The sequence below is a fragment of the Mycoplasma sp. 480 genome, assembly GCF_051353065.1.
In the GTDB taxonomy this organism is placed as follows: domain Bacteria; phylum Bacillota_I; class Bacilli_A; order Mycoplasmatales; family Metamycoplasmataceae; genus Mesomycoplasma_A.
On record NZ_CP195722.1, the window covers coordinates 837,855 to 851,631 of the forward strand.

The 13,777-nt window shown below is 21.8% G+C and carries 14 protein-coding genes; 12 read left to right on the forward strand and 2 right to left on the reverse strand.

Features of this window, described 5'->3' with window-relative positions; genetic code table 4:
• Positions 1 to 201: 201 nt before the first annotated feature.
• The 3 genes from ACR34G_RS03525 to ACR34G_RS03535 all read left to right on the forward strand — a co-directional run bounded on the left by ACR34G_RS03525 (position 202) and on the right by ACR34G_RS03535 (position 2,830).
• On the forward strand, positions 202 to 1,875 hold the full coding sequence (locus ACR34G_RS03525) for an SIR2 family protein (RefSeq protein WP_436358588.1): 1,674 nt from the start codon (positions 202 to 204) through the stop codon (positions 1,873 to 1,875).
• 190 nt (positions 1,876 to 2,065) lie between these two features.
• Entirely contained in the window at positions 2,066 to 2,470 is a 405-nt protein-coding gene (locus ACR34G_RS03530) for a hypothetical protein (RefSeq protein WP_436358589.1), read from the forward strand.
• A gap of 48 nt (positions 2,471 to 2,518) precedes the next feature.
• Positions 2,519 to 2,830: a hypothetical protein gene (locus tag ACR34G_RS03535; protein WP_436358591.1), complete on the forward strand. Its 312-nt coding sequence runs from the start codon at positions 2,519 to 2,521 to the stop codon at positions 2,828 to 2,830.
• A 358-nt stretch (positions 2,831 to 3,188) separates the two neighbouring features.
• Here ACR34G_RS03535 and ACR34G_RS03540 read toward each other — a convergent pair whose 3' ends face one another.
• Positions 3,189 to 4,712, reverse strand: a complete 1,524-nt coding sequence (locus tag ACR34G_RS03540) for a hypothetical protein (RefSeq protein WP_436358593.1) — start codon at positions 4,710 to 4,712, stop codon at positions 3,189 to 3,191.
• 138 nt (positions 4,713 to 4,850) lie between these two features.
• On the opposite strand from ACR34G_RS03540, the gene ACR34G_RS03545 reads away from it, so the two are divergent.
• From ACR34G_RS03545 to ACR34G_RS03585, 9 genes are all read left to right on the forward strand, one after another.
• Entirely contained in the window at positions 4,851 to 5,096 is a 246-nt protein-coding gene (locus ACR34G_RS03545) for a hypothetical protein (protein WP_436358594.1), read from the forward strand.
• A 114-nt stretch (positions 5,097 to 5,210) separates the two neighbouring features.
• On the forward strand, positions 5,211 to 7,001 hold the full coding sequence (locus ACR34G_RS03550; RefSeq protein WP_436358595.1) for an ATP-binding protein: 1,791 nt from the start codon (positions 5,211 to 5,213) through the stop codon (positions 6,999 to 7,001).
• A gap of 184 nt (positions 7,002 to 7,185) precedes the next feature.
• Positions 7,186 to 7,992, forward strand: coding sequence for a hypothetical protein (locus tag ACR34G_RS03555; protein WP_436358596.1), 807 nt, complete (start codon positions 7,186 to 7,188; stop codon positions 7,990 to 7,992).
• A gap of 545 nt (positions 7,993 to 8,537) precedes the next feature.
• Complete coding sequence (locus tag ACR34G_RS03560; RefSeq protein WP_436358597.1) at positions 8,538 to 8,837, forward strand: hypothetical protein; 300 nt, start codon at positions 8,538 to 8,540, stop codon at positions 8,835 to 8,837.
• A gap of 14 nt (positions 8,838 to 8,851) precedes the next feature.
• Positions 8,852 to 9,541: a hypothetical protein gene (locus tag ACR34G_RS03565; protein ID WP_436358598.1), complete on the forward strand. Its 690-nt coding sequence runs from the start codon at positions 8,852 to 8,854 to the stop codon at positions 9,539 to 9,541.
• Between the two features lie 11 nt (positions 9,542 to 9,552).
• Positions 9,553 to 10,365, forward strand: a complete 813-nt coding sequence (locus tag ACR34G_RS03570) for a hypothetical protein (RefSeq protein ID WP_436358600.1) — start codon at positions 9,553 to 9,555, stop codon at positions 10,363 to 10,365.
• Between the two features lie 172 nt (positions 10,366 to 10,537).
• Complete coding sequence (locus tag ACR34G_RS03575; RefSeq protein WP_436358602.1) at positions 10,538 to 10,927, forward strand: hypothetical protein; 390 nt, start codon at positions 10,538 to 10,540, stop codon at positions 10,925 to 10,927.
• A gap of 9 nt (positions 10,928 to 10,936) precedes the next feature.
• Entirely contained in the window at positions 10,937 to 11,707 is a 771-nt protein-coding gene (locus tag ACR34G_RS03580) for a hypothetical protein (protein ID WP_436358603.1), read from the forward strand.
• 234 nt (positions 11,708 to 11,941) lie between these two features.
• Positions 11,942 to 12,373: a deoxycytidylate deaminase gene (locus ACR34G_RS03585; RefSeq protein WP_436358604.1), complete on the forward strand. Its 432-nt coding sequence runs from the start codon at positions 11,942 to 11,944 to the stop codon at positions 12,371 to 12,373.
• Positions 12,374 to 12,451: 78 nt separating this feature from the next.
• Here the strand turns inward: ACR34G_RS03585 and ACR34G_RS03590 are convergent, their stop codons facing one another.
• The gene (locus ACR34G_RS03590; protein WP_436358605.1) at positions 12,452 to 13,666 is read right to left on the reverse strand and encodes a formate/nitrite transporter family protein; all 1,215 of its coding nucleotides are present in this window, start codon (positions 13,664 to 13,666) and stop codon (positions 12,452 to 12,454) included.
• Positions 13,667 to 13,777: the final 111 nt, after the last annotated feature.

A 13,777-nucleotide genomic window follows, 5' to 3' on the forward strand; every position in this document is an offset into this window, starting at 1 on the left:
AATGCAGTGTTTTTTTATTCATAAAACTTTTAATTATAATAAAAATCGATACTTAACTTTAAATTAAAAGTAAAATAAAAAATTAAGTTTTTATATGTAATAAAATAAGATTATATATGTAAAATTCTTTGAATTTAACTACTTTTTGCCAAATCCTTGCTTTTTTTTTTTTTTGTAAAATTAACTTTAAGAAAGGAGAAAATGGATAAGAAAAATCTAAAAGACTTTATCAATAAGAAAAATTTTAATGATAATCTTCCTGTTTTATTTATTGGTTCTGGTTTTAGTAAAAGATATTTAGTTAAATCTTACACATGGAGAGAATTATTAGAAACTATTTATAAAGAATTATTAGAATCTACTTCCAAATTATCCCAAGAAGAAAAAGAAAATCTTTTTCTCGAATTAGTTTATAAATATAAAAATGATTATAGTTTAATTGCTGAAGAAATGGAAAAAGAATTTAATTCTTTAGTTAAAATAGATCAGATCGGTAAATGAAAAGAAATAAATGAAGATTTTTATAAAAACTATCTAAAAGAAGAAAAGTGAATTAGCAGGTTTAAACTATTTATTAAAAATAAATTAGAAAAATTTGAAATAAACGAAGATTCTTATAAAGAAGAAATAAACTTGTTTCAAAAAGCTTCACAATATTTTTATTGCATTATAACAACCAATTATGATAAATTATTAGAAACTATATTGAATGATAAAAAAATAAATACAGAAGATAATATAAAATTCAAACCACTTATAGGGGATAAAATTGTTTTTGAAAAAGATGTAGGAAGTATTTATAAAATTCATGGTTGCGTTACTTCACCGGAAGATATTATAATAACAAAAAGCGACTATATGAGATTTGAAAATGAATATAAATTAATAAAATCTAGGATACTTTCTTTGTTTATAAAGCAACCAGTTATTTTTTTAGGATATGCCATAAATGATTCTAATATAAAAAATATGTTAAAAATTATTTATGAATATGCAAAAAATAATATAAAAGATAAAGAAAAAATATTAAAAAATATAGAAAATAATTTTTTATTTGTTGAATACTCTAAAGAAAAAAGAAAAACCAGTGAATTTGAAACTATAGAAAAATATAATATAAAATTTGAAAATAACGAAGAAATAACAATATCCAAAATTAAAACAGACAAATATAAAAAAATATTTGATTCAATTATACAAGCTGGTTTTTCTAGAAAAACAGCGGAAATTTCTCGTGTATATGATTCAATTACAAATTCAAATAGCAATAACGAAGGATTCATAAAAGTTATATATGGAACATCATTAGATCTTATTAAAAATTACTTTGAAATAATTGAACAAAAACAAAAAATTGATTACTTAAAGCACATAGATCAAATATGAAAAAGTAAAAATGAAATTATTTCTTCATTTGGTTTTTATTATCTTAATATTAATAGAAAAAAAATAGAACCTTTTTTAAAAAGACAATATGATAAATTAAATAATTACATAAATAAGGAAAATAACAGAAAAAGCATAGAAAAAGCAGAAAAAACAATTGAAGAAATAATAAAGAAAAATTCAGAGTTTTCTATTTCTTTTGTGAATAAAAATCATAAATTATGAAACAAAAGTAAAATGTTTTTCATTATTTTTGTTTCTATCTTTAATGATAAACTAGAACTACAAAAAGTAAATAAATGATTGAAAAAAGGTCTAAAAAATTTTGTTGAACAAAAAATAAAAAATGAAAAAATTATGATTAAAAATTTAGAATTTAGTGTAACTAATTTTAAATATTTATTATCAATTTATGATTTTAAAAAATATGCTAGTGACGATTGAAAAGATCGTTTAAAAATATTAAAAAATAAAAAGAAAGTTGGATAAATTCAAATGAAAAAGATAAAAAATATAACAATTTTCTTCTACATTAAGCGTTCCTTTCTTTACAGTTTTATCTTGTTCTGTTGAAAGTAAAGATTCGAAAATTCATTATGTAATTAAAAAATATGTAGACAAATTAATTTATAAAAAAACTAAAAAAATAAAATTTAATGAAATTTTTCAATACTTTTTAATGGAAAGGAGGTGAGATATAAAAAAAGTAAAATTTTATTTTGTTTTTTGTTTATTAAGTCCAATTGCTTTAATGACTACCATTTCTTGCAGCGAAACAACACAAAAAGCAGTTGAACAACAAAAGAAAAAATCTATTCCAGAAAAAATAGAAGAATATAAAGATTTAGTAAAAAGATATTATGAATCATTAATTCAAAGTGAATTTGATTTGTATAAAACATTTGCTGGAAAATACGCAAATCCTTCACAACTGGAAAATATAAGAAACAAGTATGCTGAAGAAATAAAAGAAAAATTAGATAGAGTTAAGGACTTTCCTAATGCTAAAATTCCGAATGAAGAATATCTTGATAGAGAAATTAATGCATTAAAATTAATAGTTTTCGGCCCTTCAGTTTCTTAATAATATAAAGTGGGACAATTTATATCCTTGTTTAGAAAGGAAAAAAATATGAAAAAGAAACTTTTATTACTAACTACCCCTATTTCTGTTTTAACAACTGCTGCATTAGCAGTTTCATGTCAATCTTCACTAGATAAAAAGAAAGAAGAATACATTGATTTAACTGTAAAAGTAAAAATTAAACAAAATCAATCAGAATATGATAAAAAATCAGAAGCAGAAAAAAAAGAATATGAAAAACAACAAAGAGAAGGGGCAAGATTAACACTAAACTTATTTTTACCAAATGATAAGTCTAGTGAATGAGAAAAATTATTAGACGGTGAAATTGCAAAATTAAAACAAGAATTAGCAAAATAGTCATTTCACTAATACTGCCTTAAAGTAAAATTAGACAGAAACTTAACTTTGTGTTAAGTTTTTTGTTCGTCTTATAAAAAAAAACAAAAGTTTTATTTTTATTAAATATAAAATTGAAAAAGATAATGTAAATTATTAATCAAAATGTCCCTTTTTTAGTGATATAAAAAATAATAATTATTTTAATTAAAATAATGATATCAAAAAATTAAATTTCACATTAATTTTTTGTTAATTACAGCCCCCAAAGGGCTGATTTTTTAATCCCCCCGCCCCTTAATTGCAATTAAGGGGGGCGCTCTTTTTCGCCAAAAAGAGCCCAAAGGCACACTAACAAGATTAAGCCGACTTTGTCGTCTTATCTTGTGTCTTTAGAATTGTTCTCATACAACTCTTCCATTTTGTTTAAAATTTTTTGGTTTAAAACTATAAAATTTTTTATTAATTCAAATTCTTCATAATCAAATTTATCTTTATTTGTTGAAATTTTTTTATCGATCATTTTATAAAAACTTTGTCCGCGAGTTTTTGTTTCTTTTAATATTTTTTCTATTTCTTTCTTTTCTAAAAGTTCAAAATTATATTCTTTTTTGTTCTCTCTACTAAATTCTTCGTCTATCTCTCTTGTAGTTCAAATTTCATTTCCAATTTTAATTTTTATATTTAAATCACTATCTAAAACAGCAATAAATTCAGTATTAGGAACTCCAAATGTTTTTTCAAAAGTATTTCTATCTAATTTGTAATATTTATTATCAATTCTAAAACAATTTGCTGTGAATTTTCTTTTTATCGGAAGATAAATTTTTATTTGATCTGACTCTGCTTTTGTAAAAACATTATTTTTTGTTTCTTTTTTCTTGAATTTATCATTATAAGAGTTTATAATATCATTGTGATTTTGATTTAAATCTTCTATAGATTTAAATTTTTTTTTAAAAAAATATAAAGGATAAAATTGTTGTGAACTTTTAAAAGATCTTTCTACATTAGGTTTATGAGTAGCAATACTGCTCGAAAACACCTGTATACCTCTATTTTTCAATTCTTGAACCATATTAGTTTCAGGATTTACATAGTTAAAAAAGGTTGTTCTTCTATCGCTAATAATTTGTTTTGGAAAACCATATTTTTCAAAAAGCATTTCAAGTAATTTCATATAACCTTTATTTGTTTCTTGTGTATCAGCATAAAAAGCAAGGAGTTTTCCTGAACTTGCATCGATTGCATGATAAATAAAAATCTTTTTATTAATTGATTTAATAAAATATTCATAACAAGCATCAATTTCGACAATTTCGCCAAATTCTAAAGCATTTTTACTTACAATTTTTCTGTTATTATTTTCATCTCTTAATTGATTTTCTTTAGCAATTGCAAAGATATTATCAGAAATTTTTACTTTTATTTTGCCACTTTCAATTCCACTAATTCTTTTTTTAATTTCCGCCTTAGTTTTCTTTTTTGTGTAAGGAGTTATTAAACATTGTTGGTTTGTTCTTCTTATTACTGTAGAATAAGAAGGTTTTTCTTTCATATTTTCTATTTCTTCTTCATAAAAGTATTTAATTGGTATTCCAAGAGTGACTGCACTTTCATTTATTGTGTTTTTAAATTCATCATTATAATTAGTAATAAATTGATCAAAAAAAGCATCTTTATATTTTTTAGAATAATCATTTCCGGTATTTTTATGTTCTACATAAATGGATTTTCCGACATTTTCCTTAATTAATTTTTTAAGTCTTATGACGGTTTTAACTGAAATATTTAATAAATTAGCTAATTCTTTATTTGTTTTTTCTATGTTATTTCTAATAAAAGTTAGTTCTTTTAGTCTCTTTTTTTGTCATTTGGTTGTTCTGATTTTTGTGTGTTTCATTTCTATCTCCTCAAGTAAATATTTTAATTATTATTATATATTACTAAGAGGGACATTTTGATTAGTAAAATCCTAGGGACATTTTGATTAATATTTTATATTGAAAAAGATAATAATTAAGTATTATATAATTTAAATATGAGATTAGAATTGTCAACAAAAAGAACTTCCAAGAGAAAACAAGGTACCAAAAAAATTAAGAAACCTAGACAAATTACCTGAGATGATTTTACAAGAGAAGAATTAATCGAAATAGCAAAAAGATATAAAGAAATTAATGGAGATCTTGGTCCTATAAATAAGAAAAAAGAAGCTAAAAATTTAAGTAATTTTAATTATTTAAAATATGCTTTTTTATTTAATTATTCAAGAAAAACAATATAAAATTAAATAAATATAAACACAAAATAGTTCTATTATAAAATCTTAAATTCTTCCACTTTATTAAAACAAAAATTGTATAATTTTAATATACATATTTAATAAAAAGGAAATGAAATGGATTTGAAAAAATATATTGGTGAAACAAGTTTTTGTGAAAAAAAAGTAATGTTAGAAGAAAAAAAAGTTACTAATTGATTAAAAACTGTTGTTGCTTTTGCCAACACAAAAGGCGGAAAAATCATTTTTGGTATTGATGATAATGATCAATTTGTGGGTTTAGTTAATGCTAAAAAAGATTCTGAAAAAATTAGTGAAATAATTAAAACCAAATTAGATCCAATTCCTGATATAGAACTAACTATACAAAAATATGAAAATAAAGATTTTATAATATTGACAGTTTCTCCAGGAAACGAAACACCTTACTACATAATAGATAATGGAAATAGAAAAATATTTGTAAGAATTGGAAATCAAAGTGTTTCTGCAAATTATTCACAAATGAAAAATCTTGTTTTAAAAGGAAGCAATAAAACTTTTGATAGTATTGATAGTAATATAAAAAGCGAAAATGCTTCTTTTAGCAAACTAAAAGCTGTTTATTTTCAAAAAACAGGACAAAATTTAAATGATAGTGATTTATTATCTTTTTCATTAATAAACGAAAAGGGCAATTTAACATTTGCTGGTGCCTTGCTTGCAGATGATTATTTTGTCTATCAATCAAGAGTTTTTGCAACTAGATGAAATGGTTTAGATAAAGCAAATAGTCGCCTTGAAGCCTTAGATGATAAAGAATTTCAAGGTTCAATCTTGTATTTACTGCAAAGTGCTGAAGAATTCATTAATTCTAATTATAAAAAAATGTGAAAGAAAACTGATGTAAGTAGAATTGAATATCCAGATTATCCAGAAATCGCTATAAGAGAAAGTATTGTAAATGCCTTAATTCACAGGGATTATACAGAAAAAGGTTCAGAAATTCACATTGATATCTATGATGATAGATTAGAAATTTATTCTCCTGGTGGGATGTCCGATGGTTCTTTAATTCAAGAACAAAATATTTATCAAATTGCTTCAAAAAGAAGAAACCCTATTATTGCTGATGTCTTCAGCAGACTTAATTTAATGGAAAGACGCGGAAGCGGACTAAAGAAAATTATAGAAAGTTACAAAAAGCAAGAAAATTACAACGAAAAATTAATTCCACAATTTATTTCTAATACTAGTTCTTTCTTTATTGTGTTAAAAAATTTAAACTATAATACACAAAATAAAGTGGCGATAAATGAGCAAAGTGGCGATAAAAATGATGATAAAGTGGCGATAAATGAGCAAAGTGGCGATAAAAATGATGATAAAGTGGCGATAAACGGGTATAGTGGCGATAAAAGTAATGATAAAGTGGCGATAAATGGTCAGAGTGGCGATAAAAATAATGATAAAGTGGCGATAAATGGTCAGAGTGGCGATAAAATTCAGGAACTTATTGTTTTAAATTTTGCAAAACAACAAGAAGAATTTAAATCTAAAGATATAGAAAAACTTTTAAATATTAAATCTTCAAGAGTTAGAAAAATACTTTTAAATATGATTAACAGTCATAAATTAGAATCTGTTGGAGAAAATAAAAACAGGAAATATAAACTAAAAAATAAAAAGCATAATAAAGATCTTAAGAATGTTAAAAATGATGCTAATAAAGAAAATAAAAATTTAGATCAGGAACTTATTGTTTTAAATTTTGCAAAACAACAAGAAGAATTTAAATCTAAAGATATAGAAAAACTTTTAAATATTAAATCTTCAAGAGTTAGAAAAATACTTTTAAATATGGTTAAAAATAATAAGTTAATATCTATTGGAGAAAATAAAAATAGAAAATATAAACTTAATAAATAATAAGATTAACAAGCAAAAATAATCATTTATTTTTTCTAAATTAATATAGAAATTGATAAATTTATTAAAAAATAATAAAAAAATTCAAGTTTTCAAAAAAAATTTGGATTTTTATGAATATTTTTATTTTTAGTAATATAATTGTATTCCAAAGAAATTTTGGAAAATATTAATAAGGAGAATTATGAATTTTAACATTGAAATTAATAAAAATATATCAGAAATTAATAAAAATAATTTTGAAAATACACATAAAATTAAAAGTATTGATTATAAAAATATATTACTAAACTTGCCAGAAAAAACTAAAGTTAGGATTTTAAAACTTGCTGACAAAGTACTTAACTTAAAATATGAAGATTTTTATAAATTGTCTTTTATAAAATTTCCAAAAAGAAGTTTTGAAAGAGTTAAAGAAGAATATAAAAAAAATATTTTTTATAATGAAATTAAATCTTCCTTAAAAACAAGAGAATATTTTATTTCTACAAGAAGTAGAATTTCAGATGAAGCTACAACATTTGAAGAATTACAAAATATGTACAATATTTATAGCAAAAAACTTAAACAAGACTCTAATAGTTTAGAAAATAGAAAAAAAACATTAGAAAATATTAGTGATAAGGCTACTTGAATTGGAGCTGTTTCATTTTTGTCTCCAGTAATTAGTGGAGTTTTATCTTTTGTTTCTTTAGGAACTTTAATTGCTAATTTAGCACAAGGTGAAAATGAAAACGGAAGAAATTTAAAATATTTAAATAATTTAATTGAAGAGCATACAGATGGAAGACTTGTATTTTTAAACCATCAAACTCAAGCAAACTGAGATAGATTATTCCGTTATTATAATCAATTTTTAGAAAAAGATTTTGTAAAATATAGAAACGATTCAAACACAGAATTAAATAATTTTCTAGAATTTTTGCACAAAGATTTAATGAGATTAAAAGATATTTTAGTTGGTTATTCTAATTATTATGGAAATTATTAAAATAACAAAAAAAGAATATGTTATTTTAAAAAATGTTTTTATTTTTTTTCATATTACTTTTATATTAAGTTTGTTAATTTTATTTTTATGATTTATTATACAAAATTTAATTTTTGTAAAAAATGATTTATGGTACTATAAAATTTTATCTAAATTAATACCCATTCCAATAGTAATTTTAAATATTATAACTAAAAAAAATAAAAAATTTAATTATGAAACAGACGTAAAAATTTGAGAATTTTATTTTTGTATTCCTAATTATGATAGAGTTAAATCTACGAAGAAAATCAGTCAAGAAAAACTAAAAATAATTAAATTTATCATAACATTTTTATACATTTCTTTTACTCTATTAATTATTTTCAATATTTGTTTCAAAGTAAATATTTGAAATTTTGAAAATTTTATTTTTCTTAGTCTAACTCAAGTATTAACTTTCATTTCTTTTATGTTAATTTTATATATTATATTTTTTTTAAATAGATATTTACAAATCCATGTAGGAATGGGGAGAAAAATAAAGTGAAGTGATATTTTATTTTATGTTTATAAAAAATAATTTTCTTATAAAAGATAATTTAAAAATAATTAATTTACTATTAAAATCTATTTTAAAAGTCGATATCCCTTTTATAATCCAAGGGAGTTTCAGCTTTTACTTAGATGGTTTTATAGATGTTAAACCTAATGATTTAGATATTTTATTTCCTAAAAATAATCAAAATCTTAAAGAAAAAAATACAGATTGAGAAAAAATAGAAGAGACACTTAACATAGAAAAATCATATATAAATAACGAAGTTTATAAATCTTACTTAATTAAAAAAAATTTAGCAAAATAAAATTGGAAATAATTTTGTCTAAAGAAATAAAACCAATTTATTATAAAAAACATCCAATATTAAATTTTTATTACACAAATGAAAAATATAGATTTGCTTCAAAACTTTCACAAATCTTTAAATTAACTTATTTATATGAAAAAAATATATATTTTAGAAAAAAATTGTTATTATCACTAAAATTAATAGAACAAAACTTTAATTTTATGAAAAAAACTTGCAATTTAGAATTGTGAAAATATTTTAAAGATAATATAATAAGTGATTTATATTTTCAATTACTTGGTTCTAAAATGAATTTTTATAAAAATTATGAAAAAATACTTAAGAATTTTGAAAAGTTTAAAATAGAAATTAATAATTTTCCAAATTTAAAAAAATTTTTAATATATTTAATTAAAAGAAAAAGAAAGTTTTTTGAAAAAATTGAAGTTATTTTTGAATTAAGAGATTCTTTCTTTTCTGTTTTCTTAACTAAAAATAAATTAGAAAACATAGAGCAAAATTATGGATTAAATTTCTTCTTAAATAAACAAGATAAAAATATTAAAAATAAATTGGAGTTATTTCAAAATTTTATTTCTGATTCTTTTCACAAAGTAAAAATAGAAAAATATTATAAAAATGAGGTTTTATCTTTATATATAGTATTTAATTTTTATACATTAGTTTTAGATCTATTAAAAACAAAATTAAAAAATTAAAAGGAGAAAACATGGAAATCAATGTTCAACATATACAAAATTTAAATTATAAAAATGAAAGTAAAAATAAATTCGTCTATAAAGAAATGATAAATTCTTTATCAGAAAAACATAAAATAAGACTTTTAAAATTAGCAGAAAAAGTGTTAAATTTAAATTATGAGGATTTTTACAAACTTTCAGGCTTAAAATTTCCTAAAAGAAGTTTTGAAAGAATTAAAGAAGAATATAAAAAAAGCATTTTTTACAATGAAATAAAATCTTCTTTAAAAACAAAAGAATATTTTATTTCTGACAGAAGTTCCTTAACTTATGAAGAAACCACATTTGAGGAACTAAAAAAAACATATGAATCTTATAAAAATAGAATTTCTAATGATAGAAATGACTATGTAACAAAAAAAGGTTGAATAATTGGTTCTCAAGTATTTATAGGTCTTCTTGGTATAACTGCAATACCTTTTACTTTTGGTGCAAGTGCTGCTGTTTCCGGTGTTGTTTCAAGAACTCTTCTCGCTGCTTCAGTAGGAACTTCTATAGCTGGATCTACTTTAACAGAGAAAGATTATACTTATATGTCTTCATATATTAAAGAATTTTTAGAAAATTATACACAACAAAGATTGGTGTACTTTGCTGATCCTTCAAAAGAAAATTTAATAGAACTTAGAAAAATTTTTCAAAGACTATGGAATCAAGAATTTATACAAAAAAGTGGTGCAGATAATGAAGAATTAAATGACTTTATTAATGCTATTAACAAAAATTTAAATAAAATAGAAAGAAAATTTTATGGTCACGGTTCACATTATGGAAACTACTAACAAAAATTTAAAATTTATAAAGATTTTCTTTCTTTTTTTGAATGTTTTATTTTTTAGTTTTATTATAGTATTAATAATTGGATTTTCGGTTTATAATTTATTTTTTGATTTACAAAGATTTAATTTTTACTTAACAATATCATTAGTGATTGGGGGTTTTATTATAGGAAGTTTGTTACTTATTTCAAAAAATTATTTTAGTAAAAATAATCCTCCAAAAGAAGCAAAACTTTGAGAACTTTATATTTGCTTTACTAATAAAGAAAGAATGGAAAATTCTAAAATAATGACTGAAAAACAAATTAGAAATTTTAAAAAAATAATGATAGTAAATTTTTTATGTATTATTCTTTTATTTTTAAGTGCAAGTGCTCTTAACTTTGCAAATATTTATTTAAAAAGTTCTAATGTAGCAATTATTTTATTTTCTTTAGCCGTTATTCTTCTGTTGCTTGTATATTTAGATAATTTATTTAAAAAACATCTTCAAATTCACGTAGGAATGGATAGAGAAAAAAGAAAAACAGATTTTCTATTTTATGTATTTACCAAGGAAAATTAATAAAATACAATGATTTGAAATTTTACTATTAATTCAAAATCAACACCTAAAATAGAATACAAATTAAATATTATTCCAGAATTAAAAAATGAAAAAAATATAAAAAAATTTATTAATAATTTAACAAATGAAGGAAAAAATGAGTTACTAAAATTAAAAGAAGATATTCTGAGTTTAAAATATGAAGATATTTTTTCAAATACAAAGGAAAAATATAGAAAAAATGATTTATATAAAAATTTTAAAAATTATTTCAATTTATCAGAATTTTCTTCTGATCAAGATACTAGTAATAAAGCAAAAAGTTCTTTGAAAGAAGTTACTGAAACTTTTAATAAATTAATTGATAGTTTAAATCATGAATCTAAAAAGAATAATAATATTAAAAATTTAATTTTTCATATAGTTATATTTCAGATTTTTGTTGTTTCTACTTTAATACCTTTTTTACCTAATAAAAAAATATTTTTCTCACTTTTTATTTCTTTATTATCTATCTGAACATTTTCAAATATTTTTTCTAATTTAAGTTTTTTCCAACCTGATAATACAAATCAAATTAGATATTCCAACAATTTTTATGAAGAATATACAGATCGAACCGAAACTTTCTTTAATAATCCAAGTAAAGAAAATTTTAATAGATTACAATATACATTTGAACACTTAAAAAACACAGTTAAAGGACCAGAACAACAAGAAGAAACAAATGATTTTTTATTAGCAGTTAAAAAACATTTAGAATTCATTAAAACTCAAATTCCAAATAATAATCAATAAAATACTTATTTATAAAATTATTGACTTATAACAAAAATATGCTATAATGTTAATAATTCTTCATTGATATGAAGGATTATCGAAACTAAATGTTTCAGTACGATAATATTTCCGATGCAGAAAGCATTATTTCATAGGTTAATATGTTAAGAAGGGTGAGCCGTTCTTAATTTTTTGTTATTTTCCTATATAATATAAACTATGGAAAAAATAATAAATTGAGATCAATATTTTATGGCATTAACAAAATTGAGTGCTTTACGTTCAAAAGATCCAAATACTAAAGTTGGAGCTTGTATTATAAATCAAAGAAAAAGAGTTATAGGATTAGGTTATAATGGAATGCCTTCTGGAAATGACGATGACTTCCCTTGACAAAGAGAAGGTGAAAACGCTAAAGAAACTAAATATGCATATGTAGTACATGCAGAAATTAATGCGATTTTAAATTCAATTACTTCTTTAGAAAATTCTATTTTATATACTTCCTTATTCCCTTGCTCTAATTGTGCAAAAACAATAGTACAATCAGGAATAAAAGAAGTTGTTTATTTTCAAGATAAATATCATGATACTGAAGATGCTTGAATTGCAAGAAAAATATTTAAAGATTCTTTTGTAAAAACAAGAAAACTTGAAGAAAGCAAAATAACTTTACAACTATAATTTTACTTTTATAAAGGAAAAACCAGTGTATTTATAAAAAATAGTAGGTAAATTTTACCTACTTTATTTTTATAGTCGTTATTTTTTATCTTTGTTATTTTTTTTGTTTTTAAATTTTCTAAATCATTTATCGAATCAAACTTCTCTTTTTAATTCTTCTTTAATTTCTTCTTTTTGTTTTCTTTTTAGATTAACATAAGCAATTTTTTCAGCTTCATGAAGATTATCAACATCTGTGTTCTTAATAACTTCTCTAATTTCATCTTCAATAATAATTTCTGTATCAATTGTTCCGTATTTACCTGCTTTAAATTTAACAATAGCTCAATAAGATACAGGTAAAATAATTGCTCCAGAGAATCAGTTACCTACTAAAGCAGGTAATGCATTTACAAAGAAAGCTTTTAGTGTTCAATCAATATTGTAAGCTGATAATTTATGAGCTGAATTTATATTAATTATGTTATATAAAGTATCTTTAAATCCTTTTACACCATCTGCATTAACATTTATAATGTGGGCTAAGACATAATCTTTTGTAATAACTCCGTTATTTATAGCATTATGAGCTCAATCTAAAATAACTTGTTCATTTCCATTTTTAAAATATTGAACATATTCAATATCGCTAAATAATCACCCAAATGAAAAAATAATTAAGTTAGCAATAACATGGTGAAATCCTGTTATTGTAAATAATCAAATAAAGAAGAAAATTATGAAAATTTTTCCAATTGCCCCTCTTGTTGCTAAAGTTGATCAAACAGTTCCAGCAACAATTAAGTTTGAAAACATTGAAGAAAACAGAATTTCTCATCAATAACTTGAAACTTTTTTAGTTATTAAATATTCTATAACTCTTAGTTGTTCTGCTTTGAAAGCTGCAGCACCTCTTAAAATTGCTGCAGAAATTAAAGCTCCAACTAAATTTCCAAGAAAAACAATTCCTAAATTTCTAAAAACCTTGTATAAACGTGCTTTTTTATCAAATACAGCAAGCATTGCTAATGTATCTGAAGTGAAAAGCGAACCACCAAGAATTGTAATCATCATCAAACCAACTGGGAAAATTAATGAAGCAACAAATAAAGCTGGGCCAGATAAGTGAAATTCACCTGTTTGTTTTAATTCATCATTACCATATCATGACAAAATATAAACATAAGCTACATAAGCTATTGCAACATAAACTGATGCTAAAATCCCCATTAAAAAGATTTTTCATCACACAAGTTTAGTCTTTTGATAACCATAATCCATTGCATTGGTAAAGTTACTCTTATAATCGTGCATATTTCCTCGTTTTTTTTAAAATTTTACCTTAATTAATAAAATTTATGTTATTATTATAATACTAATTTAATATATTTAAACAAAATTAGAATACGAAAATATGGGAACAAA